This window comes from Micromonospora sp. NPDC048909, from assembly GCF_040649635.1.
Lineage (GTDB): Bacteria > Actinomycetota > Actinomycetes > Mycobacteriales > Micromonosporaceae > Micromonospora.
In genome coordinates this window covers 570,830-596,834 of record NZ_JBEZFU010000004.1, presented here as the reverse complement: position 1 = coordinate 596,834, position 26,005 = coordinate 570,830, and the positions used below count along the sequence as shown (strand labels likewise).

28 protein-coding genes, 1 tRNA gene and 1 pseudogene are annotated in these 26,005 nt (G+C 73.0%); 13 read left to right on the top strand and 17 right to left on the bottom strand.

Translation table 11 applies throughout. From position 1 onward, the window contains the following. Window positions 1-159: 159 nt before the first annotated feature. Together AB0C04_RS15025 and AB0C04_RS15020 are read right to left on the bottom strand one after the other, a co-directional pair. On the bottom strand, window positions 160-318 hold the full coding sequence (locus AB0C04_RS15025; protein ID WP_357053665.1) for a hypothetical protein: 159 nt from the start codon (window positions 316-318) through the stop codon (window positions 160-162). Beyond that, window positions 315-476, bottom strand: a complete 162-nt coding sequence (locus AB0C04_RS15020; protein ID WP_357053662.1) for a hypothetical protein — start codon at window positions 474-476, stop codon at window positions 315-317. The genes AB0C04_RS15025 and AB0C04_RS15020 overlap by 4 nt, the downstream gene beginning before the upstream one ends. 162 nt (window positions 477-638) lie before the next feature. Here AB0C04_RS15020 and AB0C04_RS15015 point away from each other — a divergent pair, with 162 nt between their 5' ends. Together AB0C04_RS15015 and AB0C04_RS15010 are read left to right on the top strand one after the other, a co-directional pair. Beyond that, entirely contained in the window at window positions 639-851 is a 213-nt protein-coding gene (locus AB0C04_RS15015) for a winged helix-turn-helix domain-containing protein (protein WP_357053659.1), read from the top strand. Window positions 852-961: 110 nt separating this feature from the next. Further along, window positions 962-1,501: a hypothetical protein gene (locus tag AB0C04_RS15010; protein ID WP_357053656.1), complete on the top strand. Its 540-nt coding sequence runs from the start codon at window positions 962-964 to the stop codon at window positions 1,499-1,501. A 71-nt stretch (window positions 1,502-1,572) separates the two neighbouring features. Here the strand turns inward: AB0C04_RS15010 and AB0C04_RS15005 are convergent. After that, a tRNA-Val gene (locus tag AB0C04_RS15005) sits at window positions 1,573-1,644 on the bottom strand. 50 nt (window positions 1,645-1,694) lie between these two features. Then, window positions 1,695-2,249, bottom strand: a complete 555-nt coding sequence (locus AB0C04_RS15000; protein ID WP_357053782.1) for a TIGR02611 family protein — start codon at window positions 2,247-2,249, stop codon at window positions 1,695-1,697. Window positions 2,250-2,552: 303 nt separating this feature from the next. On the opposite strand from AB0C04_RS15000, the gene AB0C04_RS14995 reads away from it, so the two are divergent. Then, window positions 2,553-2,984: an SsgA family sporulation/cell division regulator gene (locus AB0C04_RS14995; RefSeq protein WP_007457244.1), complete on the top strand. Its 432-nt coding sequence runs from the start codon at window positions 2,553-2,555 to the stop codon at window positions 2,982-2,984. A 133-nt stretch (window positions 2,985-3,117) separates the two neighbouring features. Here the strand turns inward: AB0C04_RS14995 and AB0C04_RS14990 are convergent, their stop codons facing one another. Next, on the bottom strand, window positions 3,118-3,894 hold the full coding sequence (locus tag AB0C04_RS14990; RefSeq protein ID WP_350875408.1) for a glucose 1-dehydrogenase: 777 nt from the start codon (window positions 3,892-3,894) through the stop codon (window positions 3,118-3,120). 242 nt (window positions 3,895-4,136) lie between these two features. On the opposite strand from AB0C04_RS14990, the gene AB0C04_RS14985 reads away from it, so the two are divergent. Further along, window positions 4,137-5,042, top strand: a complete 906-nt coding sequence (locus AB0C04_RS14985; protein ID WP_357053652.1) for an AraC family transcriptional regulator — start codon at window positions 4,137-4,139, stop codon at window positions 5,040-5,042. Window positions 5,043-5,087: 45 nt separating this feature from the next. Next, entirely contained in the window at window positions 5,088-5,543 is a 456-nt protein-coding gene (locus tag AB0C04_RS14980; protein ID WP_357053649.1) for an Rrf2 family transcriptional regulator, read from the top strand. A 79-nt stretch (window positions 5,544-5,622) separates the two neighbouring features. On the opposite strand, the gene AB0C04_RS14975 is transcribed toward AB0C04_RS14980, so the two are convergent. Continuing rightward, window positions 5,623-6,213 (bottom strand): flavin reductase family protein, encoded by a 591-nt coding sequence (locus AB0C04_RS14975; RefSeq protein WP_357053646.1) that lies wholly within the window; start codon window positions 6,211-6,213, stop codon window positions 5,623-5,625. A gap of 306 nt (window positions 6,214-6,519) precedes the next feature. Here AB0C04_RS14975 and AB0C04_RS14970 point away from each other — a divergent pair, with 306 nt between their 5' ends. Next, window positions 6,520-6,699, top strand: a complete 180-nt coding sequence (locus AB0C04_RS14970) for a DUF4236 domain-containing protein (RefSeq protein ID WP_281575888.1) — start codon at window positions 6,520-6,522, stop codon at window positions 6,697-6,699. Window positions 6,700-6,755: 56 nt separating this feature from the next. Here AB0C04_RS14970 and AB0C04_RS14965 read toward each other — a convergent pair whose 3' ends face one another. Next, window positions 6,756-7,688 (bottom strand): hypothetical protein, encoded by a 933-nt coding sequence (locus tag AB0C04_RS14965; protein ID WP_357053643.1) that lies wholly within the window; start codon window positions 7,686-7,688, stop codon window positions 6,756-6,758. A gap of 24 nt (window positions 7,689-7,712) precedes the next feature. Further along, the gene (locus AB0C04_RS14960) at window positions 7,713-8,234 is read right to left on the bottom strand and encodes a VOC family protein (RefSeq protein WP_357053640.1); all 522 of its coding nucleotides are present in this window, start codon (window positions 8,232-8,234) and stop codon (window positions 7,713-7,715) included. A 50-nt stretch (window positions 8,235-8,284) separates the two neighbouring features. Between AB0C04_RS14960 and AB0C04_RS14955 the strand changes: the two genes are divergently transcribed. Continuing rightward, window positions 8,285-8,746: a MarR family transcriptional regulator gene (locus tag AB0C04_RS14955; protein ID WP_357053637.1), complete on the top strand. Its 462-nt coding sequence runs from the start codon at window positions 8,285-8,287 to the stop codon at window positions 8,744-8,746. Between the two features lie 57 nt (window positions 8,747-8,803). Continuing rightward, entirely contained in the window at window positions 8,804-10,348 is a 1,545-nt protein-coding gene (locus AB0C04_RS14950) for a tetratricopeptide repeat protein (RefSeq protein WP_357053634.1), read from the top strand. Window positions 10,349-10,353: 5 nt separating this feature from the next. On the opposite strand, the gene AB0C04_RS14945 is transcribed toward AB0C04_RS14950, so the two are convergent. Together AB0C04_RS14945 and AB0C04_RS14940 are read right to left on the bottom strand one after the other, a co-directional pair. Continuing rightward, window positions 10,354-11,703 carry a HAMP domain-containing sensor histidine kinase gene (locus tag AB0C04_RS14945; RefSeq protein WP_357053779.1) on the bottom strand — a complete coding sequence of 450 codons (1,350 nt, stop codon included), beginning with the start codon at window positions 11,701-11,703 and terminating at the stop codon, window positions 10,354-10,356. A 50-nt stretch (window positions 11,704-11,753) separates the two neighbouring features. Then, window positions 11,754-12,410 (bottom strand): response regulator transcription factor, encoded by a 657-nt coding sequence (locus AB0C04_RS14940; protein WP_357053632.1) that lies wholly within the window; start codon window positions 12,408-12,410, stop codon window positions 11,754-11,756. A gap of 93 nt (window positions 12,411-12,503) precedes the next feature. Between AB0C04_RS14940 and AB0C04_RS14935 the strand changes: the two genes are divergently transcribed. Beyond that, window positions 12,504-13,610, top strand: a complete 1,107-nt coding sequence (locus AB0C04_RS14935; protein WP_357053629.1) for a sigma-E factor regulatory protein RseB domain-containing protein — start codon at window positions 12,504-12,506, stop codon at window positions 13,608-13,610. Window positions 13,611-13,709: 99 nt separating this feature from the next. Here the strand turns inward: AB0C04_RS14935 and AB0C04_RS14930 are convergent, their stop codons facing one another. Next, window positions 13,710-14,603 (bottom strand): LysR substrate-binding domain-containing protein, encoded by an 894-nt coding sequence (locus tag AB0C04_RS14930; RefSeq protein WP_357053626.1) that lies wholly within the window; start codon window positions 14,601-14,603, stop codon window positions 13,710-13,712. An 84-nt stretch (window positions 14,604-14,687) separates the two neighbouring features. Here AB0C04_RS14930 and AB0C04_RS14925 point away from each other — a divergent pair, with 84 nt between their 5' ends. Beyond that, window positions 14,688-15,569, top strand: coding sequence for an EamA family transporter (locus tag AB0C04_RS14925; protein WP_357053623.1), 882 nt, complete (start codon window positions 14,688-14,690; stop codon window positions 15,567-15,569). Window positions 15,570-15,640: 71 nt separating this feature from the next. Here the strand turns inward: AB0C04_RS14925 and AB0C04_RS14920 are convergent, their stop codons facing one another. After that, complete coding sequence (locus AB0C04_RS14920) at window positions 15,641-16,324, bottom strand: SGNH/GDSL hydrolase family protein (RefSeq protein ID WP_357053620.1); 684 nt, start codon at window positions 16,322-16,324, stop codon at window positions 15,641-15,643. A 221-nt stretch (window positions 16,325-16,545) separates the two neighbouring features. On the opposite strand from AB0C04_RS14920, the gene AB0C04_RS14915 reads away from it, so the two are divergent. After that, on the top strand, window positions 16,546-18,765 hold the full coding sequence (locus AB0C04_RS14915; RefSeq protein WP_357053776.1) for an ATP-binding domain-containing protein: 2,220 nt from the start codon (window positions 16,546-16,548) through the stop codon (window positions 18,763-18,765). A 119-nt stretch (window positions 18,766-18,884) separates the two neighbouring features. Here AB0C04_RS14915 and AB0C04_RS14910 read toward each other — a convergent pair whose 3' ends face one another. Then, complete coding sequence (locus AB0C04_RS14910) at window positions 18,885-19,292, bottom strand: hypothetical protein (protein WP_357053617.1); 408 nt, start codon at window positions 19,290-19,292, stop codon at window positions 18,885-18,887. A 199-nt stretch (window positions 19,293-19,491) separates the two neighbouring features. On the opposite strand from AB0C04_RS14910, the gene AB0C04_RS14905 reads away from it, so the two are divergent. After that, on the top strand, window positions 19,492-21,534 hold the full coding sequence (locus tag AB0C04_RS14905; RefSeq protein ID WP_357053614.1) for a glycerophosphodiester phosphodiesterase family protein: 2,043 nt from the start codon (window positions 19,492-19,494) through the stop codon (window positions 21,532-21,534). Window positions 21,535-21,742: 208 nt separating this feature from the next. Further along, window positions 21,743-22,123: a hypothetical protein gene (locus tag AB0C04_RS14900; protein WP_357053611.1), complete on the top strand. Its 381-nt coding sequence runs from the start codon at window positions 21,743-21,745 to the stop codon at window positions 22,121-22,123. A 51-nt stretch (window positions 22,124-22,174) separates the two neighbouring features. Here the strand turns inward: AB0C04_RS14900 and AB0C04_RS14895 are convergent. The 4 genes and pseudogenes from AB0C04_RS14895 to AB0C04_RS14880 form a co-directional block, all read right to left on the bottom strand. Beyond that, window positions 22,175-22,918 (bottom strand): annotated as a pseudogene (locus AB0C04_RS14895) (sporulation protein); the annotation flags it as partial. 192 nt (window positions 22,919-23,110) lie between these two features. After that, the gene (locus tag AB0C04_RS14890; protein WP_357053608.1) at window positions 23,111-24,025 is read right to left on the bottom strand and encodes an aldo/keto reductase; all 915 of its coding nucleotides are present in this window, start codon (window positions 24,023-24,025) and stop codon (window positions 23,111-23,113) included. Between the two features lie 64 nt (window positions 24,026-24,089). Then, on the bottom strand, window positions 24,090-24,932 hold the full coding sequence (locus tag AB0C04_RS14885; RefSeq protein WP_357053605.1) for an MBL fold metallo-hydrolase: 843 nt from the start codon (window positions 24,930-24,932) through the stop codon (window positions 24,090-24,092). Between the two features lie 274 nt (window positions 24,933-25,206). Next, window positions 25,207-25,983 (bottom strand): DeoR/GlpR family DNA-binding transcription regulator, encoded by a 777-nt coding sequence (locus AB0C04_RS14880; protein WP_357053602.1) that lies wholly within the window; start codon window positions 25,981-25,983, stop codon window positions 25,207-25,209. Between the last annotated feature and the right edge of the window lie 22 nt (window positions 25,984-26,005).

Sequence of the window (26,005 nt, the reverse complement as noted above, 5' to 3'; positions counted from 1 at the left end):
CCCCGGACCAGTCGCCCGCCTGCCGCCGCTGGCACTCCAGCTGCGGGCACACGCAGAACCAGCCCACCTCGTCGCGCTGGATCCGGCTGCCGCCGCAGTCGTGGGTGAGAATCAGGACCCCGGGCGCGCAACCCATGCACCGCGACGCCACCGGCTCCGTCACGGCCGGGCCAGGTACTGATCGGTCGCAATCAGGTTGGCGAACGCCGCAGCCCTCGGCCAGCACTTCCGGCGCCGGCAGATCGGGCAGACCCCGTCGACGGGGCGGTGGGCGAGGATGGTGCGCCGCCAGCCTACGGCGGCTGCGGTGACGGTCATCGGAACAGTCCGGCGATGCCGGCGGCCATGAGGACCAGGACGAGGCCGGCGCAGACCCACACGGTGCGGGTGGCCAGCGGGAGCGGGCGGGGCGGCCGGGTGACGGTCTGGCCGTCGGCGATGGGCGGCGGGCTGGCGTGCCGGTAGTCGGGCACCACGATGATCACTCTCCCGGATCAATGGGTCACCCTGTGCAGCCTATACAACCTATGCAACCTATGCAGCCCCTGCACGTAGGTCATTGCCGCCCGAGTGTCCACATGGTGCAATCCTGGCGATCAAGACCCAGGAGAAAAGCACACATGACACCCGCACGCCGGATGACGTACGAGCAGATCGCCAACGATTTGGCGGCTCGGATCGAATCCGGGGAGTATCGGCCGCACACGAAATTGCCGTCGAATCGGGAACTGTCCGACCTGTACTCGGTATCGACGGGAACCATCGCCCAGGTGCAGCGGGTGTTGCGGGAGCGCGGCTTGACGTACGGAGTGCCCGGTGCGGGCGTATTCGTCGAGGGTCCGGACGTCTAACCGCATGGCGCGGCGGAATGCAACACCTGTTCTACTAACAGTTCGCCATCCGTAACAACACGCAATCGGCCTTGGCTGATCATGTACTCAGGGCTGCACACTCCATCGCTATGAGTAGCCACCTGGGGACGCAGCAGCAGAGGCAACCGCCCGACCGACAACCGCGGATCCTTGAAGCCGAGCACGGCTGGCTCGCGGTAGCCGCAGCCTCAGCCGCCGGGTTCACGGTCGCGTACCTCGTCGACCAGACCACACTGGCGAACATCCATCACGGCGCATACATCGGCGCCGGGGCGGTGTTCATCGCCGGCGGGGGCGGCTACCTGATCCGGTCGGCCGAGCGTCGGGTACGCCGCGAGTCGGCGGCCCAGCTGGCGGAGCTGACCAGCCAGGTCCGCGAGTTGCGCCGGCATCTGGCGCGCCGACAGCCGTCGGCGGTGGGACACATGTACATGTCGCACGCTGTCGGGCAGAGCACGGTCGGGATCCGTCCGGCCACCGTGGACGGCGCCACCGATCCGGCGCTGGAGCGGGCGCGGGAGGACGGCATCGAGCAGGGCTTCGATCTGGGTGTGAAGGTACAGCTGGCCGACATGGGCGTGATCCCGCTCCAGCGCCGCCAGAAGCGGCGACTCACAGGCGACTCATGATCTCCGTCGAGGGGTAGCAGAGAGGCCGGTCGGATCATGTCCGGCCGGCCTCTGACCTGCTGTTTCTTCGGTGGGCGATACTGGGATCGAACCAGTGACCTCTTCGGTGTGAACGAAGCGCTCTCCCGCTGAGCTAATCGCCCTCAGCGCGCATGACTGTACCTGATCCGCTCCCCCGACCGCGAATCCGGGGTCAGTGCGTCGCCATGTGGTGCAGGAACCGGGCGACCAGGTCGATGCCGAGGCTGTACTTGAGGGAGAGCCAGACCACCACGGCGACGAAGACCAGGCCGACCGAGCCGAGGACGAGGCGCACCGGGAGTGATCGACTCTTCGCCCACTCGGTCCAGTTGTGCACGTGCCGGCGGGTGAAACCGAGCAGCCGGCGGGCCCAGTGGAACTCGACCGCCCAGATGCCCAGGCCGGCGATGACCAGCAGCCAGCCTGGGCCGGGCAGTGGGATCAGAGCGATGCCGACAGTGACGACGATCGCACCGGCGATGGCTATGAAGATCTTGAGGGTGATCCGGCCGGTGGGGTTGGCCCGGATCAGCTCGAGGGTGCCGGAGACGCGTTGACGCCACCGTCGCCGCTGCTGCCGGTCGGCCACGGCGACGCCGCCGGCGCCACTTTCGGGCCCGCCGTCGGCCGCCGGCCGGCCCGGCCGCTCGTGGTGATCCATCGACACTGCGTACCCCCGCTTTTCGGTTGCCCGGGCCGCTACGTTCGGCGTTCCGGGCGCCACCATCGGATCCACTGAGGATCGTTTCGTGACCATTTCACCCCCCAGTGTCGCTCGGGACCGTCACCCCTTCCGACGACTGGACGTTACCGGAGTAAGTCGACGACTGAGCCACCCGATGCCGGGCGGGACAACGCACTGGGCAGAACCGGAAATTCTAGATGAAGTTTCACGTTCATGTGGCTTTTCCGCCCCCCTTCCCACCACTGGGTGAAGTCAGCGTATGGCGGAGCGTAGCCAGGAGTAGCACCTGAGTATGGGAAAAGCGGGACACGCGCGTTCCGCAGCGGTGCCGGGGGGAGAACGTCCATGAGTGTCATCCGACCGACGACCGTAGAGGTCGAGACGTCGCTAAGGCTCGTCGCGCCTGACGCCACCGCCTTGCCGGTGCGTGCCAGCCTGCGTTACGACCCTGCTGACCCGTATGCGGTCCATGTCCTGTTCCATGCCGAATCGGCCGGGGGCGAGGCAGTGAGCTGGTCCTTCGCCCGCGAACTGCTGGTCACCGGCCTCGACGAACCGGCCGGCATCGGCGACGTCCGGGTGTGGCCCTGGGCCACTCCGCGCGGCGACTTCGTCGCGCTCGCGCTGTCGTCACCCGACGGCAACGCTCTCTTCGAGGTGCCGCGGAGCGTGCTCGTGCGCTTCCTGCGGCGGACCTACGTCGTCGTCCCGCGCGGTCGCGAGGCCGAGCACCTGGACGTCGACACCGCGGTGAACCGGCTGCTCGCCGGCCGCTGAACACCGTCACAACCGTCAGACCGGGTAACACGGGCCATCCGGCCACACGGGGCCGCGCGGATCTGCCGAGTCCGCGCGGCTCCCGCACACCTAGGCGTACGTGTGCGTCCGGCCGCCTGGGGCGGTGGGGCGCTCAGCCGTGCGTGGTGATGCCGCCGTCGACCGGAATGACCGCTCCGGTGAGGTACGCCCCGGCTCGCGAGGAGAGGTAGATCGCGGTGCCGGCCATGTCCTCCGGCCGGCCGATCCGACCCAGCGGCACCTGACCCTCGATGGCCGACCGGGACTCCGGGTCGTCCAACGCGAACGCCATCATCTTGCTCTCGAACGGCCCGGGGGCGATCGCGTTGACGGTGATCCGCTCGCCGGCCAGCTGGTGGGCCAGGCTGCGGGTGAGCATGTGCACGGCGGCCTTGGTCGCCGAGTAGGCGTAGACCTCCATCCACGGCACCCGGATGCCGTCGATCGAGCCGATGTTGATCACGCGGGCCGGGTCGTCGGCGCTGGCGGCGGCGCGCAGCGCCGGCAGCAGCGCGGTGGTGAGCCGGAACACCGCCTTCACGTTGACCGCCCAGAGCTTGTCGAACGCGCTTTCCGGGTACGCCTCCAGCGGCGCTCCCCACGTCGCGCCCGCGTTGTTGACCAGCACGTCCAGCCGGTCGAAGCGCTCCCGGACCGCGGCGGCGAGCCCCTCGGCGCCGGCGTCGTCGCCCAGGTCCGCCGGGATCGCCTCGCAGTGCCCCTCGGCCGACAGCTTCTCGGCCACCGCCGCGCAGACCTCCGCCTTGCGGGACGAAATGATCACGTGTGCGCCGGCCCGGACGAAGCCCTGGGCGATCATCAGGCCGATCCCCCGGGAACCGCCGGTGACCAGGACAGTCTTGCCTTCGACCGAGAACAGATCCGTCATGCCCATCCCATCGCGCGTCGACGGTGACCGGCCGCCGCCGGTCGACCCGGGCGACGCAGCGCCGGTCGTGCCGGACAGGACGGCCCTACCGCCGGGTAACGTAGCCCGGCGGCCGGGACCGGGACAAGACCGGGCCGTGGTCGGGACGACGCGGACGTGAACGCGGGCGGCGACGGCGGGGAACGGGTGGGCGGGACCGGTCGGGATGCGGTGACCTGCGGCGCGGGCTACCGTCAGGTGCGATGGTCTCTTCCGGTCAGCTCCCCCCGGCAACGGTCAACACGGCGCCGCCCTTCCCCGTCGAGATAGACACGCTCCCGCTGGCCGACCTGGCCGGCGACCCGGGCTGGCGTCGCCCGGTGCTCGCGGAGCGGGATCTGCTGGTGCTGACCACCGGCGGGCACGGCGACGCCGAAGTGGACTTCCAACCGCTCCCCTGCCGTCCCGGCACGCTGCTGCGGGTGCGGGCCGGGCAGGTGCTGCGCTGCCCCTGCCCGCAGCTGGACGCGACGGTGGTGCGCTGGGAGGCCGGCGCTCTGCGCGGCCTGGACGTCGACCCCGAGGCCGTGCCGACCTGGCGGCAGCTCGCCGGTGAGGACGAGGACGCGGTCATCAACGAGGTGACCCAGCTGACGGTGGACTGTGTCCGGCACCGCGGGGTGCCGGCCGCGGACGCCCTGCTCCGCCACCAACTCGCCGTGCTGCTGCTCCGGCTGACCCTCGCCGACGAGGCCCACCCGGCCAACCGGCCCGAGGAGGCGACCTTCCACCGGCTCTGCCGCGAGGTCGAGCGGGGCTACCAGCGCACCCGCCGCGTCGAGGACTACGCCGCCCGGCTCGGCTGCTCGGTACGGACGCTGACCCGGGCCTGCCTGGCCGTCACCGGTCGCAGCGCCAAACAGGTGATCGACGAGCGGGTGGCGTTGCAGGCCAGCCGGTTGCTCGCCGCCACCGACGACCCGATCGCCCGGATCGGGCGGCGGCTCGGCTTCTCGGAGCCGACCAACTTCGGCCGGTTCTTCACCCGCGAGGTGGGGATGAGTCCGGGGGCGTTCCGTGCCAGCCGCGAGGAGCCGCTGCCCGGCCGGGTGGTCCGCCCCCGCCCACCGGCGCAGCCGACCCGCACCGCCCACCACTCGCCGGCCTGACGCCCACGGCACCGGCCGTCCGCCCCGGCCGGGCATGATGGCAGGGTGCAGATCTCCGCGCGCGGCGACTACGCGGTCCGGGCGGCACTGAGTCTCGCCAACGTGTACCCCTCGCTGCTCTCCACCCAGGCCATCGCCGCCGAGCAGGACATGCCCCGCAAGTTCCTCGAGGCGGTCCTGGCCGACCTGCGCCGCGCCGGGATCGTCCGGGCACAGCGCGGCGCCGAGGGCGGTTACACGCTGGCCCGGCCGCCTCGCGAGGTGAGCGTCGGCGCGGTGCTGCGCGCGGTGGACGGTCCGCTGGCCGGGGTCCGTGGTCTGCGGCCCGAGGAGACCCGGTACGAGGGGGCGGCGGAGAACCTGCCCGGGCTCTGGGTGGCCGTGCGGGCCGCGCTCCGCCGGGTGGTGGACGAGGTGAGCCTCGCCGAGCTCGTCAGTGGTCGCCTCCCCGCCCACGTCCGCAAGCTCACCGCGCTGCCCGACGCCTGGGAGCCGCGCTGAGCCGCACACGCGACCGATCACCTCGGCTGGCTCTGCGCCGCCCGGTCCAGGGTCGGCACGCTCGGTGTCGCCGGCGCCGTCAGCGGGGGGCGACCGGCTCGGTGGTGGTGTAGCCGCCCTGGTGGTAGACGAGCGGGTCGCCCTCGCCGCCGTCGCCGAGCGCCAGCGGCTCGGCGATCACCACGGTGTGGTCGCCGGCCGGCACCCGGTGTACCACCCGACAGAAGAGCCGGGCCAGCACGCCCTCCAGCAGCGGAACTCCGAACGGACCGGTGACCCAGTGCGGGTAGCTGGCGAACCGGTCGATGCCGCGGGTGGCGAAGATCCGCGCGGCTTGCCGTTGGCCTGCGCCGAGCAGGTGCACCGCGACATGTTCGGCCCGGTCGAGCACCGGCCAGCTGGACGAGGCGACGTCGACGCAGAACGAGACCAGCGGCGGGTCCAGCGAGACCGAGGTGAACGAGGTGGCGGTGAAGCCGGCCCGGATCGGCGCGCCGATGCCGCCGAGGCAGGCGGGGTCGGTGCCCCGGGCGGCGGTGGTGACCACGGTGACCGTGGTCGCCTGCCGGCGCAGCAGGGCACGGAACAGGTCGCGGTCGACCGGGCGCAGCTCCCCGGTTGTCGGGTCGGGCTCACCGACCGCCGCCGGGAAACCCTCCACGGTGGTCATCGCGACCCCGGCGCTGGCTCGTCCCGCTGCGACATGCCCCCATGCTGCCGAGGGCGGCAGGGACGGTCAACGGCCTTCCAGAAGATGAGATTCACCCACCCGGCCATCTGACGCACTGTCGCTTACTAGGGTTTACCTCGCCGCAACACCTACCTGTTTGATAGGCGTTTCGGACCACTGCCGCCGGGCCTCGGTCGGCGACGGACCGCGCCGTCCACGCTGGAACAGGACGGCGTTTCGCGAATCGACGATTCGGGAATGTTCGAACTCGACACGGCAGGGAATGGTGATGAAGGGAGCCCCGCGATGGGCCTGATGTTCCGCAAGCGCAAGAAGATTGGCCCGCTGATCCTCAACTTCACCGAGAACGGCTTCTCGTCGTGGAGCATCAAGATCGGCCGATGGTCGTGGAACTCCCGGGCCCGGGCGCACCGGGTCGACCTCCCGGGCCCGCTGTCCTGGAAGCAGGACAAGTCCCGGAGCTGACCTCTCGACGTAGCGGGGTGCCGGTGACGACGACCGGCGCCCCGCTTTCGTGTTGGTCAGGCGGGTGGTCCAGGGCTCGCGGCGGTGACCACGACGTCGCCGCCGAGCCGGCCGTCCGCCGGCTCACGGGTGACCGATCCCGCGTCCAACAGCCCGGTCAGCGCCCGGACCGCGTCCGACGAGCGGTAGACGGTCGAGGTGAGCGCGTATCGGCGCAGCTCGGTGACCGTACGCGGGCCGGAGCGGGTCAGCTCGGCCAGCAGTTCCCGGCGCAGCGGACCGGGCTCCGGGTCGAGCGCGATGTCCAGCGGCCTACCGGCCGGGTCGGCGGGGTCGCGGTAGCGTGCGCCGGCGAACTCGTCGACCGCCCAGAGCGCCTCCTTGAACGCCTCCAGGCTGCGGTCCGAACCGGTGCCGAAGGCGACCGTGGTGGCCGGACCACCGTCGACCGGCACCAGCTCCACCTCGGTCACCAGCGGAAAGCCCGCCTCCCCCAGCGCGGCCCGCGCGCTGCCGCCGGCGCCCAGGCGCAGCAGCACCTCGGCCGGGCGGCCGACCGCCGCGGCGGCCAGCACCGCCGGGTCGACGCCCGCGGCGGGAAGTGCCGGATCGGCCCCGGCGGCGTCCACGAAGGAGAAGACCGGGGCGCCGGCCGCGCCGGCCGCCTTGACCCCCACCGGCAGCCGGTCCGCCTCCCCCGGCACCACGTGCACGGCGACCTCGGCCGGAAGGTCGGCCTCGATCGGGCCGAGCCGGGCCGGCAGGTCCGCGGCCGTGGCGAGCACCAGCACGGTGAGCCGGCGACCGCGCAGCCGGTCGGCATACTCGGCGACCACCCGCAGCGCCTCGTCGGCGGAGTCGGCGTCGCCCCCGGCGTACGCCAGGGCGACGGTGGCCCGCCGGGAGCGGTTCAGCGCCCCCGGCAGCCAGGTCTCCAGTTGGCGGACGAGCAGTTCGCGGGTGACGGCGTCGGTCGGGTGGCTCGGCATCCTGTGGTTCTACCGCACGACCGGTCAGGCCGGTACGGAGATGCCCACCCCGCCGCGGGTCTGCCCGCCGTAGCGCTGCCGCTCGCGGTCGAGGTCGAGCCGGCCGATCTGCTTGCGGGCCGCCAACGCCGCGTCGTCGAGCAGGTCGGCGGGGATCAGCCAGACCACCTCGAACTCCAGGCCGTCCGGGTCCTGGCCGTAGAGGCTCTTGGTGGTGCCGTGGTCGGAGCTGCCGACCAGCGCGCCGGCCGCTGCCAGCCGCTCGGCGGTGGCGGCCAACTCGTCGAGGGTGTCCACCTCCCAGGCCAGGTGGTAGAGCCCGACGGTGGCCCGGCCGGCGGTCGACCGCCCGGCGGCGGCACCGATCTCGAACAGGCCGAGGTCGTGGTCGTTGGTGGAGTCGGGCGCCTGCAGGAAGGTCGCGCCGCGGAAGCCGTCCGGGGTCATCTCGACCGGACGGAAGCCCAGCACGTCGCGGTAGAAGGCGACGCTGCGGGCGAGGTCACTGACGTAGAGGACCGCGTGGTTGAGCCGGTGGATTCCCATGCGGCCAACGGTAGCCCGTTTTAGTTGAACTCTCAACCAACTCGACTATGATGGCTGTCATGACACGGTGGCTGGACCAGGACGAGCAGCGCACCTGGCGGGCCTTCCTGGCCGCCTCCCGGGGGCTGATGGACGCCCTCGACCGGGAGCTGCAACGCGACGCGGGCATGCCGCACGCCTACTACGAGATCCTGGTCCGGCTCTCCGAGTCGCCCGAGCGGGCGCTGCGGATGAGCGAGCTGGCCGACGCGACCGGCTCCTCCCGCAGCCGGCTCTCGCACGCGGTGGCCCGGCTGGAGTCCGCCGGCTGGGTCCGCCGCGAGGAGTGCCCGACCGACCGGCGCGGCCAGGTCGCCCACCTCACCGACGCCGGGTTCGCGACGCTCGCCGCCGCGGCGCCCGGCCACGTCGAGGGGGTACGCCGGCACCTGTTCGACGCGCTGACACCGGCCCAGGTCGACCAGTTGCGCCGGATCAGCGAGAGCCTGGTCGAGCACCTGACCGGTTCTTGACCGATCCGCACCGGCGCGGGTCTTGTACTTACCGTCGTCGAATGAGCACGATGGGGCGTGCCTTCCGGCTTCGGCGAACTGACTGATCAGGCGCACCACCTGGTGTCCACCGGCGACCTCGCCGGCGCGCAACGCCTGCTCTCCGACGCGCTGACCGACGCCGACCCGCGCCCGGCCAACGCCACCGCCGAGTTGGCCGAGGCGGCGAGCCTGCAGGCGCGGGTGCTGGTCGCGCTCGGCGAGCCGCACTCCGCGCGGGGCTGGGCCGCGTTCGCGTACGCGGCCAGCACCCGGCTGCACGGCCGCTCGGATCCGCGCACCGTCGCCGCCGCAGCCACGCTGGCCGCGGTGCTGCACCGGGTGGGCAGCCACTCCCGGGCCGCCCGGCTCTACCAGGACGTGATCATCGAGCTGACCGCGCAGGACGGGCCGGAGTCGCTACGGGTGCTCGCCGCCCACGCCGACCTGGCCACCGTCGAGTACGCCCGCGGGCAGTGCCAGGTCGCCCGGGACCGCCTGCAGGACGCCTGGGAGCTGCACCGCGAGGTCTACGGCGACGGGCACCCCAGCGGCATCAAGATGCTAGCCCGGCTCGGCGCGATGCAGCGCGACTGCGGGCAGTTCGCCGAGGCGCACGACAACCTGGCCCTGGCCAGGGAACTGTGCCGGCAGCACCTGGCCGCCGACGACCCGCTGGCCGCCCAGGTGGCGGCGCTGGCCCGGGCCGCCGCGAACCCGGCCCACGTCTGCGCGGAGAACCCACCGGCCGCCCGGGACGCCCCCGTGGTGCCGGCCGCCCGTACCCCGCCGCACGACGACGGGCCGACCTACCAGCCGTACCAGCCCCCCGAGCCGGAGCCGGACGGGCAGGCGGTGCCCAACCCGCGTCAACCTGCCGACGACCCGACCGAGGCCGGGCAGGCGTGGTGGCCGCCGGACCGTACCGCCGAACCGTCGCCCGGCGGCGCGCCACCACCGCCTGGCGGCGCGGTGCCGCCGGCGGTGGTCGCGCTGGCCGGCCCCGGCGAGGATGCCGACGGGGTGCGCCGGGTCCACCGCGGCATCGAGCCGGATGAGCCCTACCAGCCGTCCCGCCTGCTGCCGGTGCCGGTGCACCGGGCGCCGCCGCCGGCGCGCAGCCGGCTGGTTCCGCTGGTGGTCGGCGGGGTGGTCGTGGTGCTGCTCGGCGCGGCGGCGGTGATCGCCGGCGTGGCCCGGGTCGACGGCGACGACGACCCGCCCGCGCCGCCGGCCAGCAACGCGGCGAGCAGCGGCCCCGCCGCCCCGACGAGCCCCGCCGCCACCACCAGCCCGGCGGCCGCCGCCACGCCCGGTACCCCGCCCGGCGCGGTCAGCCTGCGCGACAACCGGGACAACGTCACGCTGCGGTGGACGTATCCGACCGGCGGGGAGGGGCCGGTGGTCATCTCCGGCGGCCGGGCCGGCCAGGGCAAGAGCGCCCTCACCGACCTGCCCGCCGGCACCACCAGCTTCGTCATCTACGGGCTCAACCGCAGCATCGACTACTGCTTCACGGTGGCGGTGGTCTGGTCCACCGACACCGTCGCCACCGCCGACGAGGTCTGCACCCGCCGCGGCTGACGCCGTCAGCCCTCGCTCGTGGGCAGCACCGGCAGGCGCAGCGACACCCGGAGCCCTCCACCGTCGGCGTCGGCGAGGGTGATGGTGCCGCCGGTGCGGCGGACCAGTTCCCGCACGATCGCCAGGCCCAGGCCGGCGCCGCCGGCGTCGCGGGCCCGGGCGTCGTCCAGCCGGGTGAACCGGTCGAAGACCCGGTCCCGGTCCGCGGCCGGGATGCCCGGCCCGTCGTCGGTGACCGTCACCAGGTGGTACGCGCCCTCGGACGCGGCGGCGAGCACCACCTCGTCGCGGGCGTGCCGGACGGCGTTGTCGACCAGGTTGGTCAGGATCCGGCGCAGCTCGTCCGGCTGCGCGACGGTCCACAGCGGCTCGTCGGGCAGGGCGACCCGCACCGGCGGTGCCGGGTAGCGGGCGGCGACGGCGGTGAGCAGTTCGCCCAGCTCGACCGGGCCGATCCCGCCCCGGCCCGGACCACCGCCGGAGCCGGCCTCGGACTCTTCCAGCCGGGCCAGCAGCAGCAGGTCGTCCACGAGCCGGCTCAGCCGCTCGGTGTCGGCGAGCAGGTTCGAGGTCACCGCCGTCCAGTCGGTCCGGTCGCCGAGCCGCCGGGCCACCTCCAGCTCGGTACGGATGTTGGTGACCGGGCTGCGCAGCTCGTGCGCGGCGTCGGCGACGAAGGCCCGCTGCCGGTCCCGGGCAGACTCCAGCCGGTCCAGCATCCCGTTGAGGGTGACCGCCAGCCGGTGCACCTCGTCCCCGGACGCGGGCACCGGGAGTCGGCCCGGGCCGGCCCGCCCGGTGATCTCCTCGGCGCCGCGGCGCAGCGCCTCCACCGGCCGCAGGGTCGCGCCGACCACCCGCCAGGCGACGCCCGCGAGCCCCGCCACCAGCAACGGGAAGCTGATCAACAGGATGGTCCGGACCACGTGCGTGCTGTGCTGGACGTCCGTCATCGACTTGCCGACTAGCACGGTGAGCGGGTCGGCGGCGCTGCCGGCGGGCACCGTCACCACCCGGACCGGACCGGCCAGCCCGACCCGCTCCCCCGACACGAGCAGCCGCTGGCGCAGGTCCGGGTCGAGGCCCTCGGGACGGACCATCGGCACCAGCCGGTCGGCGTCGATCGAGGCGGCCCGCACCCGGCCCTGGGCGTCGACCACCTGGACCCGGAGCTGGCCGCCGGCCACCGGCAGCGGGTCGGGCAGGGCGTCCTCGGCGGCGAGCAGGGCGACCGCGTCCGCGGTGCGGAACGCTTCGCTGTCGACGCTGCGCTGCAACACATAGCCGAGGACGCCGAGCAGCATCAGCCCGCCGAGGGCCAGCCCGACCGAGAGGCCGAGCACGCCGATCGCCATCAGCCGGCCCCGCAGCCCGAGCGTGGGCGGACGCGGTAGTGGCAGCGCTCTCACGTGGCGAGCCGGTAGCCGGCGCCGCGAACCGTCTCCAGGCGCTCCCGACCGATCTTGCGACGCAGGTAGCCGACGTACACCTCGACGGCGTTCGGCGCGGTCTCCACGCTGGCTTCCCAGACGTGGTCCAGCAGCTCGGTCTTGGAGACCACCTCGCCCGGGCGGCGCATCAGGTAGTTCAGCAGCGCGAACTCGCGGGCGGTCAGCGGGACCTCGATCTCGGCCCGGGTCACCCGCCGCCGCGCCGGGTCGAGCCGCAGGTCACCCACCGCCAGCACCGCCGGTCGCTCCGGCGCGCCCCGGCGCAGCAGCGCGCGCAGCCGGGCCAGCAGCACCACGTACGAGAAGGGCTTGGTGAGGTAGTCGTCGGCGCCGCAGTCCAGCCCGTCGGCCTGGTCGTACTCGCCGTCCTTGGCGGAGAGCATCAGCACCGGGAGCCAGTGCTCCTCGGCGCGCAGCCGGCGCACCAGCTCATAGCCGGAGAGGCCGGGCAGCATCACGTCCAGGATCATCGCGTCGTAGCCACCGTGCCGCGCGGCGTCCAGCCCGGCCGGGCCGGTCGACGCCACGTCCACCACGAAACCCTCGGCCTGCAGACCCCGTTGCAGCGCGGCGGCCAACCGCGCCTCGTCCTCCACCACCAGCAGCCGCACGGGTCAAGGGTGCCACCCGGGTTCATCCGGACATCTGGATCCTCAGCGCCCTCACAGCAGCCACAGGGCAGGATGTTCCCAGGAGGTGCCGTCATGTCCGTGTTGAAGAGCCGTCCCGTCCTGCGCTGGTTGGTCCCGGTGGCCGCCGTCGCCACCGTGATCGGCGGTGGTGCCGCGATCGGCACGTTCGCCGCCGAGGCGGAGCCGAGCCTGCCGCCCCGCACCGCCGCCCAGCTCCTGGTCGACCTGCAGACCTCCCGGCTCGAAGGGCTCTCCGGCACCGTCGTGCAGCGCGCCGACCTGGGGCTCCCGCCGATCGCCGGCCTGGTCGGCGGCAACGAGCTGACCACCCTGCTGACCGGGACGCACACCCTGCGGGTCTGGTACTCCGGCCCGGACAAGCAGCGGGTGGCGCTGCTCGACACCCTCGGCGAGCGCGATGTGATCCGCAACGGCCGCGACGTGTGGACCTGGGACAGCCGCGCCAACGCGGCCACCCACCGCACCCTGGGCGCCGGCGTTCCCGGCGAGCCCGCCGTCGACGACCACGCGCCGGAACTGCCCGGGACGCCTCAGGAGGCCGCCGACCAGGCGCTCGCCGCCATCGACCCGAGCACCGCGGTCAGCGTGGGCCGGTCGGCCACGGTGGCCGGGCGGGACGCGTACGAGCTGGTGCTGGAGCCGCGCGACGACGCCTCCCTGGTGCACCAGTTCCGGATCGCCATCGACGCCCGCGAGCACGTGCCGCTCCGGTTCGAGGTCTTCGCCACGGGCAGCGACCAGCCGGCCTTCGAGATGGCCTTCACCCAGGTCGACTACCAGCGCCCGGACGCCGACCAGTTCGTCTTCAACCCGCCGCCGGGGGTGCGGGTCAGCGAGGAGTCGACCGACCGGCCGGACCGGGCTGACCGCAAGCCGGCGGCGGCCGAGCAGCCGCAGGTCCGCGCGGTGGGCACCGGCTGGACCACGGTCCTGGAGGCCCGGATCGACGCCGCAGGCAAGGCGGGCGCCGGCAAGACGGCCGGCCCGGCCGGTGCTGAGCTCGGCGGGGTGCTGAACTCGCTGCCGGCGGTCAACGGCGACTGGGGCAGCGGCCGGTTGCTGACCGGGAAGCTCTTCAGCGTGCTGCTCACCGACGACGGCCGGGTGCTCGCCGGCGCGGTGACCCCGGAGCGGCTCTACCAGGTCGCCCGCGGCTGACCAGGGGCGTCCCGACCGGACGGGAGCATGCGGCGCTGCCGGCGTACCTCGCCGGCGGCGCCGCTCGCCGTTGGACCCGCGCCGGCGGCCGGGGCGGTCCTAGCCGGTGGCGGCGTCGGCGGTGAGCAGGCCCAGGACGAGGGCCAGCGGCGGCCAGCCGGTCCGGCCCCGGCGGGTGACCGCGTACGAGCGCATCCGCACCTCGGGGCCGACGAGCGGGAGCAGGCGTACCCCCGGCAGGGTCGGCTGGTCGGCCGGCAGCAGTCCGACGCCCAGCCCGGCGACGATCATGTCCTGGACGAGTTCCAGGCTGTCCGCGCGGTGCTCGATCCGGGGCTCGAAGTCCGCCATCGACGCGAGGGCGCGCACCACCACCTCGTCGGCGGTGTTGCGGGAGTTGACGATCCAGTCGTGGGCCGCGAACTCGCGGAAGACCTCGGGCGCCCCGCCGGGGGCCGGCGGGGCGTCGGCCGGCACACCGAGGCTCCAGGTCGTGGACCAGAGTGCGGTGGCCTCGACGGTGTGATCGACGGGCGCCGGGGCGAGGTGGTAGTCGTAGGTCAGCGCCAGGTCGACCCCGTCGGCCGCCAGCAGCGCGTACGCCTCGGTCGGCTCGTGCTCGTGGATGCGGAGCCGGACCGCCGGGTGGCGGACCGCGAGGTCGGCGGCGACCGGCAGCAGTGAGCGGCGTACGGCGGTGGCGAAGCCGGCGACGCGGACGGTGCCGGCCGGCTGGCCCTGCGGGTCGAGGTCCAGCCGGGCCGCCTCGACGGCGGCGAGGATCGTCACCGCGTGCCCGGCCAACCGCCGGCCTGCGGGGGTGAGCCGGACCCGCCGCCCGGCGGGCTCGATCAGGTCGACACCGACCTCGCGGGCCAGCACGGCGAGCTGTTGGGAGACCGTCGAGGTCGTCACCCCGAGCTCGCCGGCGACCTCCCGCATCGAGCCGAGCCGGGCCAGCTCGCGCAGCAACCGCAGCCGTCGCAGGTCCACGCCGACGATTGTTCAGTATCAGCGAACGATCTGTCCAGCAATGACACGTGGACACGAACAGTGGGAGGCCGATCTACTGGAGGCATGACGCCCACCCGCGCCGGTTCGGCGATGGCCCTCGCCTCGATGATGCTCGTGCAGCTCGGGCTGGCCGCCTCGGTCGGCCTCTTCGACCGCATCGGCCCGGAGGGCGCCGCCTGGCTCCGCCTGGCCTGGGCCGGGGTCCTGCTGGCGGTGCTGGTCCGCCCACGCCCGTCCACGCTCACCCGCTCCGCGCTGCGCACCTGCGTGGCACTGGGCGTGGTGACGGCCGGGGTCACCATCCTGTTCATGGCCGCGGTGGCCCGACTGCCGCTGGGTACGGCCAGCGCGCTGGAGTTCCTCGGCCCGCTGGGGGTCGCGGTGGCGCGCGGCCGGGGCGGCACGAAGCTGTGGCCGCTGCTCGCCGGCGTCGGGGTGCTCCTGCTCACCGAGCCCTGGCGGGGCGGGGCCGACCTCGTGGGCGTCGGGTACGCGCTGGCCGCCGGCGCCTGCTGGGCGGCGTACATCCTGCTCACCCAGCGGGTCGGCGACGAGGTCTCCGGCCTGCGCGGGCTGGCCATCTCGATGCCGGTGGCCGCCCTGGTCGCCACCGTGACCGTCGGGCCGTCGGTCTTCGCCGACCTGACCTGGGGCATCCTGCTCGCCGGTCTGGGCCTGGCGGTGCTGCTGCCGGTGGTCCCGTTCGTCCTGGAACTACTCGCCCTGCGCCGGCTCACCACCGCCGCCTTCGGCACGCTGATGAGCCTGGAACCGGCGATCGCCCTCCTCGTGGGCCTGGTCGCACTGGGCCAACTGCCGGGCGTCGCCCCCTTGCTGGGCGTCGCGTTCGTGGTGGCCGCCGGCATCGGGGCGGAGCGAACCGGCGGACGGGAGGAACCGATCGACCCGGCGCGGGCGGAGCCGGCACCGGCCGGAACGACCTGAGGATCAGCCGGCCCCGCGAGGAGCACCGGCCTGCCGCGGGCGACGCCGCAGCGCCGGCGTGGCGACGCGGCTCAGCGGGGCGCGGTGAGACCTCGCTCGCCGGCCCTGCTGCCGGGCACCGGCACCGCCGGGCCGGCGCCGAGGGCCGCGAGGAAGACGTCGGCGAGCAGGGCGTGCCCCGGCTGGTTCGGGTGCACCCGGTCGTCGGCCCACCGCTCCGGCCGGCTGACCGCGAGCGCCCCGTCGAAGGCCGCCTGGGTCGGCACGTGCACCGCGCCGAACTCCGCGGCGAGCGCGGCGACCACCGCCGCGTAGCGGTCGGTGTCGGCGCGCTGCGGGTCGGCCCGATCCGGCTCGATGAGGTACGGGTCGGCGAGAACCAGCCGACAGCCGGTCGCCTCGACCGCCCGGCCGAGCAGCGCGCGCAGGGTCCGCTCGTACTCGTCGATCGGCACCGCGTCGGCAGCGCGCCCCCGGTAGCGGCGCCAGATGTCGTTGATACCGATCATCACGGAGAGCCAGTCGGGGCGCTCCCCCACGGCATCGCGTTCCCAGCGGTCGGCCAGGTCGCGGACGGTGTCGCCGCTCACGCCCCGGTTGACCCAGTGCAGGTCCAGCTCGGGGTGGCGGGCGCTGACGAAGGCGCGGACCAGGCTCATGTAGCCGTCGCCGTAGGGCGTGGCGGCGACCCGCCGGCCGCAGTCGGTGATGCTGTCGCCGATGAACACGATCCGCTGGCCGGTACGGAGGATCATTGCGTGGCACCTCGCCGCAGCCCGTGCGAATCGCCGTCAGGCTTGGTCGGGCCCGCGTCGACGCGCTATCTTTCACTGTTCAGGCACAAAAAAGAACGGCTCTAAAAGCCGTTCCTGCAACAGATTCTAATCTTTAGGGAGACGGGTTGTCAAGGCACTCCGGCGGTACCGGCGAATTGCCGCACGACGACGAGATCGGCCGCGAGCAGGAGTACGTCTCGATGCTCTATGAGCGCCTCGACGGGCTGCGTGAGCAGGCCGCCCAGCGTCTCACCAACGAGCTGCGGACGACCGGCGGCACCCTGCAGGCCCGCTCCCAGCGTGACAGTTCCGTCCGGATGTACGCCGAGCAGGTCGAGCAGTTCTCCGCGGTGGAGAACGGGCTCTGCTTCGGTCGGCTGGACGACGAGGACGGTGCGCGACACTACATCGGCCGGATCGGCATCTTCGACACCAGCGGTGACTACGACCCGCTGCTGATGGACTGGCGCGCGCCGGCGGCCCGCGCCTTCTACCTCGCCACCGCCGCCAACCCGCAGGGCGTACGGCGCCGCCGGCACCTGCGGACCCGGCAGCGCAAGGTGACCGGTCTCAACGACGAGGTGCTCGACCTGGCGACCGCGTCGCCCACCGCGCACGAGGAGTTGACCGGCGAAGCGTCGCTGCTCGCCGCGCTCAACGCCGGGCGTACCGGCCGGATGCGCGACATCGTCGAGACCATCCAGGCCGAACAGGACCAGATCATCCGCGCCGACCTGCCCGGCACGCTGGTCGTCCAGGGTGGCCCGGGCACCGGTAAGACGGCGGTCGCCCTGCACCGGGCCGCGTACCTGCTCTACACCCACCGGCGTGAGCTGGGCAGCCGCGGCGTGCTGCTGGTCGGGCCGAACGCGACGTTCCTGCGCTACATCGGCCAGGTGCTCCCCGCGCTGGCCGAGACCGGCGTGCTGCTGCGTACCCAGGCCGACCTCTTCCCCGGGGTGCAGGCCCGCCGGGTCGAGTCCGCCGAGGCCGCCGCGCTCAAGGGCCGCACGGCGATGGTCGACGTGCTGGCCGCCGCGGTCCGGGACCGGCAGCGGGTGCCGGACGAGCCGCTGGAGATCGAGGTGGAGCGCGAGGTGCTCACCCTCGACCCCGAGACCGTCCGGGTGGCCCGGGACCAGGCCCGGCGCACCGACCGACCGCACAACCTGGCCCGGGCGCTCTTCGACGTCGAGGTGGTGCACGCGCTGGCCGAGCAGGTGGCCGACCGGATCGGCGCAGACCCGCTCGGCGGGGAGAACCTGCTCGACGAGGCCGACCGCGCCGAGATCCGCCGCGAGCTGCGCGAGGAGCCGGCGGTACGCGCGGCCCTGGATCAGCTCTGGCCGGTGCTCACCCCGCAGCGCCTGCTCGCCGACCTCTACGCCGACCCCGACCGGATCGCCGCCGCCGCGGCCACGCTGACCGCGCACGAGCGCGCCCTGCTGCACCGCGAGCCGGGCGGCTGGACGCCCGCCGACGTGCCGCTGCTGGACGAGGCCGCCGAGCTGCTCGGCGAGGACGAGCGCGCCGCCGCGGCCCGCCGGGAACGGATCCGGTCACTGCAACGCGAGTACGCCGAGGGCGTGCTGGAGATCGCCCGGGGCTCCCGGTCGATCGACGTGGAGGACGAGGCCGACGGCGGTGAGATCCTCGGCGTGACCGACCTGATCGACGCCGACCGGCTGCTGGAACGGCAGGAGGAGGCAGACCGGCTGACCACCGCCCAGCGGGCGGCGGCCGACCGGACGTGGGCCTTCGGGCACGTCATCGTGGACGAGGCGCAGGAGCTCTCGCCGATGGCCTGGCGGCTGCTGATGCGCCGCTGCCCGAGCCGGTCGATGACCATCGTCGGAGACGTGGCGCAGACCGGCGCGCTGGCCGGCACGCCGTCCTGGCGGGAGGCGCTGGCGCCGTACGTGGCGGACCGGTGGCGGCTGACCGAGCTGACGGTCAGCTACCGCACGCCCGCCGAGATCATGGCGGTCGCCGCCGACCTGCTCACCGAGATCGACCCGACGCTGCGCCCGCCGCGTGCGGTGCGGGAGAGCGGCGTACCGCCGTGGGACCGCGCGGTCGACGCGGGCCGGCTGGCGGCGGAGCTGGTCGACGTCGCGAGCCGGGAGGCGGCCGGGCTCGACGACGGCCGCCTCGGGGTGATCGTCCCGGCCGGACTGGTGGACGACCTCGGCGCGGCGCTCACCGCGGCGCTGCCCGAGGCGGCAGTCGGTGAGCACCCCGAGCTGGAGAGCCGGGTGGTGGTGCTCACCGTGGCGCAGGCCAAGGGGCTGGAGTTCGACTCGGTGCTGGTGATCGACCCGGACCGGATCGTGGCCGAGTCACCGCGCGGGCGCAGCGACCTCTACGTCGCCCTCACTCGCGCCACCCAACGCCTGGGCATCCTCCGCCCCACCCCCTGAACCCCACCCCCTGCCTCGCCGGGTTGATCATGAGGTTGACGGCGACTTCGATCTCCGCGAGCGCCGCCAACCTCATGATCACCGCGCGGGCCGGGGGGCGGGTTCCCCGGGTGCCGGGGTTAGTCGCTGATGGACTTGGCGGGGCCGGTGGCGGTGGTGGACTGGTCGCTGGTGGAGCCGCCGGCCGGGGTGCTCATGCCGCCGGTGGTGGCGTCCCCGGTGGTGGTCGGGGCGACCTTGCCCGGATGCCGCTCCGGCTGCCGGGCCACCCGGCGCACGCTGGCCGGCCCGGCGGTGCCGCCGGTGGTGGTGACCGCACCCTGGCCGCCGGTGGGGCCGCCGTCGCGGAGCACGTTCGGGTCGACCCGCACGTGCGCCGGATCGTCCGGGTCCTCGTCCTGGAGCACCCGCTCAACGTCGGTGGGAGGCAACGTCACCTCGTCCAGCGCGCCCTTGCCGTAGATGCCGCCGGCGATCCGGTCCTCGGCCCGCCGGGCGGCGTCCTGTCGCATGTCGTCCTCACGCACGTCAACCACCTCGCAGATACGTCGGTCTGACTGCGTGCCCGTCACCGGACCGGCCAAACACCCGCCGGCCAGCGGCCGGGCAGACACCGTCCGCGCCGGTTCACCCGTACGTCTCCCGTTGGCCGCCTTCGCGCCGTTCCCGCTGCCCATGCTGTGCGGCGGACTGGCGGGAGAGGCCCGCCGGAGGAGGAGTGACAGCGTGCGCACAGTACGCCGTATCGCGATCGCGGCCCTGGCCGTCGCGACCGTGACGACCGGGCTCGCCGCGCCCGCCCAGGCGAAGCCACGACCGGACCGGACATTCGACCTTCAGGCCCACCGCGGTGGTCTCGGGCTGCGGGTGGAGAACACTCTCGCCTCGTTCGGCAACGCCCTCCAGCTCGGGGTGAGCACCCTCGAACTGGACGTGCAGATCACCGAGGACGGGCAGGCCGTGGTGACCCACGACCGGAAGATCAGCGGCTCGAAGTGCGTCGACACCGCCCCGGTGACCGCCGGCGACCCGGAGTTCCCGTACGTCGGCAAGTACATCAACACGCTCACCCTGGCCCAGGTGCGCAGCCTCGACTGCGGATCGAAGACGCTGTCGGACAAGCCCGGCCAGCTCGCCGTGCCGGGCGCCCGGATGCCGCTGCTGCGCGAGGTCTTCGCGCTGGTCAAGCGCTACCGGGCGGACGACGTGAAGCTCAACGTGGAGACCAAGGTGGAGGCCGGCGCGCCGACCGAGACCGCGCCCCGGGAGCAGTTCGTGCAGGTGACCGCGGCCGAGATCCGGGCCGCCGGCATGCTGAAGCAGGTCAGCATCCAGAGCTTCGACTGGGGCGCGCTGATGCGGATGCGCCAGGTCGAGCCCCGGCTGCCGCTGGTCGCCCTGACCAACTACGACTTCCTGCAGACCGGTCAGGCCGGCGCGTCGCCGTGGCTGGGCGGGCTGGACATCGACGACTTCGGTGGTGACCCGATCCGGGCCATCCGGACCTTCGGCGCCACCGCCTTCTCCCCGGTGCACGGCAACCCGCAGAACGGCGCCGTCACCGACCCGGGCTACAAGCCGTACGTGACGCGGGAAATGGTGGCGCACGCGCACCGCTACGGCATCAAGGTGATCCCGTGGACGGTGGACGACGTGCCGACCATGGCCAAGCTGATCGACGACGGCGTGGACGGGATGATCACCGACTACCCGGACCGGCTGCGCGGCCTGCTCAAGCAGCGCGGCTACCGGCTGCCCACGGGGTACGCCTCGCCGTTCGACATCCAGGCGCACCGCGGCGGTCGGGCGACCCGGCCGGAGAACACCCTGCCCGCCTTCGCGAACGCGCTGGCGAACCCGGCGATCTCCACTCTGGAGCTGGACACCGGCGTCACCGAGGACGGCAAGCTGGTCGTGCTGCACGACCGGGCCATCAACGGATCGCACTGCATCGACACCGCGCCGGCCCGCCCCGGTGACCCTGAGTTCCCGTACGTGGGCAAGCTGGTGCACGAGCTGACCCTCAAGCAGATCAAGACCATCGACTGCGGGACGAAGACGCTGCCCGAGCTGCCGGCGCAGGTGCCCGCCCCGGGTGCCCGGATCCCCACCCTGGACGAGGTCTTCGCCCTGGTGCGCGGCAGCGGCCGGGACGACGTCCGGATGAACATCGAGACGAAGCTCAGCCCGCTGGTGAACGACACCGAGCCGTACCGCAGCTTCACCCGCAAGCTGGTCACGGCGATCGAGCAGGCCGGCTTCACCAACCGGGCCACAATCCAGTCCTTCGACTGGCGGACCATCACCTACGCCCACCAGCTCAACAAGCGGATCGGCACGGTCGCGCTGGTCTGGCAGTACGGCCCGGCCGAGTGCGCCAGCCTCGCCGACGAGTGCTCGCTCCAGGCGGTCTACGGCGACCGGTCGGTCAAGAGCCCGTGGACCGGTGGGCTGGACTGGTGGAAGTACCGGGACCTGGGCAAGCTGACCCGGGCTGCGGGCGCCGGCACGGTGTCGGCGAACTGGCAGGTGCACGACCCGGCGCAGGGCGCGGTCGCCTCCGCCGACTGGTACCTGCGGGAGAACCCGGCGTACTTCCACGGACCGGACGTGCGGACCCTGCAGGGCCGCGACGGGCTGAAGGTTATCCCGTACACCGTCGACGACGCCGCGGTGATGCAGCGGGTGATCGACCTCGGGGTGGACGGCATGATCACCGACGACCCGGAGCTGCTGATCGGCGTCGCGGTCCGCAACGGCCTGCGCTGACGCGTACCCCGCCGGTGGCGCCCCCGCACGGGGCGTCACCGGCGGGCCGCGCGGGGCGGATTTCCGGCCGCCGGCCGGTGTTACCTCCTCATCGGCCTCGGGTAGTCGGTGGGCGTCCCCGCCGTGAACGCGAACCGTGCCGTGGCCGAAACGCGGTAGCGGGGCGAGGGAATGCAGGTACGACTCATCGCATCCTGAGGAGGACCAGATGAGCACGCAGGCTGCATCCACCAGGCCGATGAACCGGCCCGCCGCCGACATGCAGAACCGCGCGGCGATGCAGGAGACCCCGACCCGTCAGATGCCGGTGATGCAGGACGGGCACCGGGAACCGATGCCGCAGACCGGTACGGAGACCAAGCAGGCGTTCCTGACGACCGAGTTCTGGGTCTACGCCGTCGCGGTCGCAGCCGTGGTGATCGCCGCCTTCTGGCGCGGTCCGGCCGGCAACGGGCTGAACATCAACAACCCCGTCCAGTCGTGGTGGATCATCGCCGCTCTGACCGCCGGTTACCTGGTCAGCCGAGGACTGTCGAAGGCCGGGTCGCCGAAGCGTTCGCTGAGCGAGCGGCGCCAGGGTCGGCGCTAAAGCGCCCACGGTCGGTGGCCTCCGGGACTCGCCCCGGAGGCCACCGCCGCGTCACTCCTCGAAGCCGCCGAAGTCCCCGCCGAAGTCGCCCTCGAAGGCATCCTCGATCATTTCCCCGGCGATCATGCCGCCGGCCACGCCGAGCGCCGCACCGGCGACCATGCCGCCCATGCCGGCGCCGCGACCGCGCCCATGACCGTGACCCTGGCCGAAGCCCGCGGCGCGCAGGCCACCGTAGTGGGAGGTCGTCTCACGCAGCCAGCCGTCGACCACCTGCATCCAGTCGACCCGGTCGGCGTCGGCGTGCGACACCTGGTAGCGGCCGAAGGCGTCGTGCCCGGAGCTGAGGAAGCCGCCGCGCTTGTCGCACTCCAGCACCACGTCCACCCCGCGCTGGCTGGTCACGAAGGTCAGCTCGACCTCACGGACGGTCTGCGCGTACTGCGGCGCGGCGAAGAACTCGATCTCCTGGTAGAACGGCAGCGTCTGCTGCACGCCGTGGATCCGGCCGCGCTCCAGGTCTGCGTGCTTGAACCGGAAACCGAGCCGCTGGAACGCGTCCAGGATCCGCTCGTGCACCGGCAACGGGTGCACGGCGACCTGGTCCAGGTCGCTCTTGTCCACCGCCCGCGCGATCGCCAGCTCGGTACGCAGGCCCATCGTCATGCCGCGCAGCCGCTGACCGTAGACGTCGGTGATCGGGGTCTCCCACGGCACCGGCAGCTGGAACGGGATGGCGAGCTGCTGCTTCGGCGCCAGCTGCAACGGGCCGCTGGCCACCATCCGGTGGAACTCCTCTTGAAGACCATCGGAACTCCCGTGCGACCGCCGAGGGCTCCACCATGGAGCCGGAGGTTGACTCGACCGCACACTATCGGCTGGCCCTGTGAGGTCGCTGTGAAGCGACCCCGGCGCGTCTGCCGGGCCCGTCGGGCGTCATCCGCTCCGTTTCGCGGATGTCAGGGCGTCCCCGCACACCGCACCACGTCAGTCGGCGGTGCGGGCGGCGGGCTCAGGGGCCAGGGCGGTCAGCTCGGTGACCTCGGCGTCGGTCAGCCGGATGCGCGCGGCGGCGACGTTCTCCCGCAGGTGGGCGAGGCTCGTCGTGCCCGGGATCGGCAGCATCGCCGGGGACCGGTGCAGCAGCCAGGCCAGCGCGATCTGCTGGGGCGTGGCCTCGTAACGGGCCGCGAGCGGCGCCAGGGTACGGGCGATCTCGCCGGCGTTCTCGCCGCCGTCACGGAGGCTGACCGGGTGCCAGGGGGAGAAGACCGCTCCGGACTGTCCGGCGGCGGCGAGCAGGTCCGCGCCGGTGCGGTTGCCGATGTTGTACAGCGCGGTCACCACGGCGATGTCGGCGATCGACCGGGCGACCTCGTACTGAGCGGCGGTCACGTTGGAGAGGCCGATGTGGCGGACGTACCCCTCATCCTGCATCTTCTTCAACTCGCCGACCTGGTCCTCGAAGGGCGCGTCGGTGGCGTAGCCGCTGTGCAGGTAGTAGAGGTCGAACCGCTCCAGGCCGAGGCGCCGCAGGCTCAGCATGGCCGACTGCCGCAGGTACTTCGGGTTGCCCACCCAGCCGAGGGTGGAGTAGTCGTATCCGCCGCGGACGAAGCCGCCCTTGCTCGCGATGGCCAGCCCCTGTGGGTACGGATGCAGCGCCTCGCGGATGAGGAGTTCGTTCGTGTGGGGCCCGTAGACGTCGGCGGTGTCGATGAAGTTCACCCCCTCGTCGAGTAGGGCGCGCAGCAGCGCGACTCCGCCGTCGTGGTCCGGGTACGGACCCCACACCTGCTCGCCGGTGAGCTGCATCGCGCCGAAGCCGACCCGACCGACTTGAAGATCACCGCCGATGGTGATCGTGGGCAGGGAGGGCGTGGACTCGCGTGTCATGGTCATCTCGATTCGGGGCTCGGAGCGAGAAAGGGCTCGCCGCCCGCTGAAGCGTGTTCCATTGGCCGGGTCAGCTCTTGACGGCGTGGGCGTTGTTCCATGCCACGGAGCGGTTGATCCGGTCCGGGTAGCGCTCGATCATCGCCTGGTACAGGTCCTGCGCGTTCCCCGTACGCTGCGCGGCGGCGTCGAACTCCTGGAGGTAGCGGCGGGTCTCCTCGACGTTGCCCGGACTGTCGTCGGCGCCATCGGGCTTGTGCCCGGCGATCACCACGGACGGTCGCAACGCATCGATGGTGTCCAGGGCGTCGCACCACCGCTGGATGCCGCCATCGCCCGCCTCGGCGAGAAAGGGGTGGACGTTGTTGTAGACCGCGTCACCGGCGGCGACCAGACCGAGCGACGGTACGTGCAGCGCGGTCGTGCCGTCGGTGTCGGTGTGGCCGAGTTCGACCGCCACCAGCTGCTCGCCCTCAAGATCGATCACGTGGCCGGCGAGCGGCTCGGCCATCGGGGGCCGCTGGGCGATCTGGTCGGGGAAGCCCTTGCGCCAGAAACCGTCGAGCCACTGGTCGCTCAGCTGCTCACGCATGTGCTCCGCCACTCCGGGAGTCGCCACCACGCGCGCCTGCGGAAAGTGCTCCAGCACGGCTGCCGCGCCGAAGAAGTGATCGCCGTGACCGTGGGTGACGTAGATCGTCGTCAGGTTTCGCCCGGCCGCCGCGACCCAGTCGGCCAGTTCCCGACCCTCGTCCATCGTCAACAGCGCGTCGACCAGAACCGCGTCGCGTTCCCCGAAGATCAGGGTGGCGCTGGTCGGCGACCAGACCTCGCCCTGCTCACCCGGCGGCGCCGTCTCGGAAACGACCGGTTTTGGCCCGGCGACGTAGGTTGACCAGGCCAGAGTCCCCATGGCTGCGCCCCCGTCCCGACGATGCCCGCTCCACCCCAGTGGATCAGACGGCCAACCGACCAGGCGGGTAATCGCGCCAGAAGCCTCGCCGGCGACGCCAGGCAGCCGCGATCGCCGCCGGCTCGGCCTGTTCCGGTGCCAGCGCGAGGCCCGCCCGGAGGCGGCCACCCGGTCCGCCTGGATGAACTGGTCGGCGCCCTGCGGCACGACCACCAGTGGGATGCCGCGGGCCAGCGTGCCGAGGATGGCGCCGGCGCCGCCGTGGGTGATGACCTCAGCCGGCCTCGACGACCACCAGCTCGCCGACCTGCTCGCCGATCGCCGTCCGCGCCTCCGCCGGCAGCCCGACGTCGGTGATCAGCACGTCGGCCGCCGCCAGCGGGGCGATGGTGGCGATGCCGATGGTCTCCCACTTGGTGTGGTCGGCCAGCACCACCAGCCGGCGGGCGGCGCCGATCAGACACCGGTTGACCCCGGCCTCCAACAGGTTGGGCGTGGTGAAGCCGGTCCGCGGGCTGAGCCCGTGTACGCCGAGGAAGAGCAGGTCGACGTTGAGCGAGCTGATCGCCGCCTCGGCCACCGGCCCGGTGAGCGCGTCCGACGGGGTCCGGATGCCGCCGGTGAGCACTACGGTCTGGTCGGCGCGCGGGTTCTGGTAGAGCGCGTCGGCCACCGGGATCGAGTTGGTCACCACGGTCAGCCCCCGTACGTCGGAGAGCAGGGTGGCCAGCGCGGCGGTGGTGGTTCCGGCGGAGAGCGCGATGGCCATCCCCGGCTCGACCATGGTCGCCGCCCGCTCGGCGATGCACCGCTTCTCCGCCTGCTGGCGGATCGACTTCGCGGCGAACCCGGGCTCCTCGGCCGAACCGGGGCCGGCCAGCGTCGCGCCACCGTGGACCTTGTCCACCAGGCCGCGCTCGGCCAGCACCTCCAGGTCACGCCGGATGGTCATGTCCGACACGCCGAACCGGCTCACCAGGTGGCTCACCCGCACGCCACCGCGCTGCCGGATCAGATCGAGGATGGCGCTCTGCCGCTGCTGGGCGAGCATCTGTCGACCTCCTTAGACCCGG

What these genes read in the sequence shown, in the direction of transcription:
- AB0C04_RS14995 (WP_007457244.1), top strand. Translation starts at nt 2,553, where the DNA reads ATGAGTGTCATCCGACCGACGACCGTAGAGGTCGAGACGTCGCTAAGG.
- AB0C04_RS14920 (WP_357053620.1), bottom strand. Translation starts at nt 16,324, where the DNA reads ATGATCCTCCGTACCGGCCAGCGGATCGTGTTCATCGGCGACAGCATC.
- AB0C04_RS15010 (WP_357053656.1), top strand. Translation starts at nt 962, where the DNA reads ATGAGTAGCCACCTGGGGACGCAGCAGCAGAGGCAACCGCCCGACCGA.
- AB0C04_RS14985 (WP_357053652.1), top strand. Translation starts at nt 4,137, where the DNA reads ATGGTCTCTTCCGGTCAGCTCCCCCCGGCAACGGTCAACACGGCGCCG.
- AB0C04_RS14885 (WP_357053605.1), bottom strand. Translation starts at nt 24,932, where the DNA reads ATGGGGACTCTGGCCTGGTCAACCTACGTCGCCGGGCCAAAACCGGTC.
- AB0C04_RS14900 (WP_357053611.1), top strand. Translation starts at nt 21,743, where the DNA reads ATGAGCACGCAGGCTGCATCCACCAGGCCGATGAACCGGCCCGCCGCC.
- AB0C04_RS14990 (WP_350875408.1), bottom strand. Translation starts at nt 3,894, where the DNA reads ATGACGGATCTGTTCTCGGTCGAAGGCAAGACTGTCCTGGTCACCGGC.
- AB0C04_RS14960 (WP_357053640.1), bottom strand. Translation starts at nt 8,234, where the DNA reads ATGGGAATCCACCGGCTCAACCACGCGGTCCTCTACGTCAGTGACCTC.
- AB0C04_RS14965 (WP_357053643.1), bottom strand. Translation starts at nt 7,688, where the DNA reads ATGCCGAGCCACCCGACCGACGCCGTCACCCGCGAACTGCTCGTCCGC.
- AB0C04_RS14880 (WP_357053602.1), bottom strand. Translation starts at nt 25,983, where the DNA reads ATGCTCGCCCAGCAGCGGCAGAGCGCCATCCTCGATCTGATCCGGCAG.
- AB0C04_RS14970 (WP_281575888.1), top strand. Translation starts at nt 6,520, where the DNA reads ATGGGCCTGATGTTCCGCAAGCGCAAGAAGATTGGCCCGCTGATCCTC.
- AB0C04_RS15000 (WP_357053782.1), bottom strand. Translation starts at nt 2,249, where the DNA reads ATGGTGGCGCCCGGAACGCCGAACGTAGCGGCCCGGGCAACCGAAAAG.
- AB0C04_RS14935 (WP_357053629.1), top strand. Translation starts at nt 12,504, where the DNA reads ATGTCCGTGTTGAAGAGCCGTCCCGTCCTGCGCTGGTTGGTCCCGGTG.
- AB0C04_RS14955 (WP_357053637.1), top strand. Translation starts at nt 8,285, where the DNA reads ATGGCTGTCATGACACGGTGGCTGGACCAGGACGAGCAGCGCACCTGG.
- AB0C04_RS14915 (WP_357053776.1), top strand. Translation starts at nt 16,546, where the DNA reads ATGCTCTATGAGCGCCTCGACGGGCTGCGTGAGCAGGCCGCCCAGCGT.
- AB0C04_RS15015 (WP_357053659.1), top strand. Translation starts at nt 639, where the DNA reads ATGACGTACGAGCAGATCGCCAACGATTTGGCGGCTCGGATCGAATCC.
- AB0C04_RS14975 (WP_357053646.1), bottom strand. Translation starts at nt 6,213, where the DNA reads ATGACCACCGTGGAGGGTTTCCCGGCGGCGGTCGGTGAGCCCGACCCG.
- AB0C04_RS15025 (WP_357053665.1), bottom strand. Translation starts at nt 318, where the DNA reads ATGACCGTCACCGCAGCCGCCGTAGGCTGGCGGCGCACCATCCTCGCC.
- AB0C04_RS14925 (WP_357053623.1), top strand. Translation starts at nt 14,688, where the DNA reads ATGACGCCCACCCGCGCCGGTTCGGCGATGGCCCTCGCCTCGATGATG.
- AB0C04_RS14890 (WP_357053608.1), bottom strand. Translation starts at nt 24,025, where the DNA reads ATGACCATGACACGCGAGTCCACGCCCTCCCTGCCCACGATCACCATC.
- AB0C04_RS14945 (WP_357053779.1), bottom strand. Translation starts at nt 11,703, where the DNA reads ATGGCGATCGGCGTGCTCGGCCTCTCGGTCGGGCTGGCCCTCGGCGGG.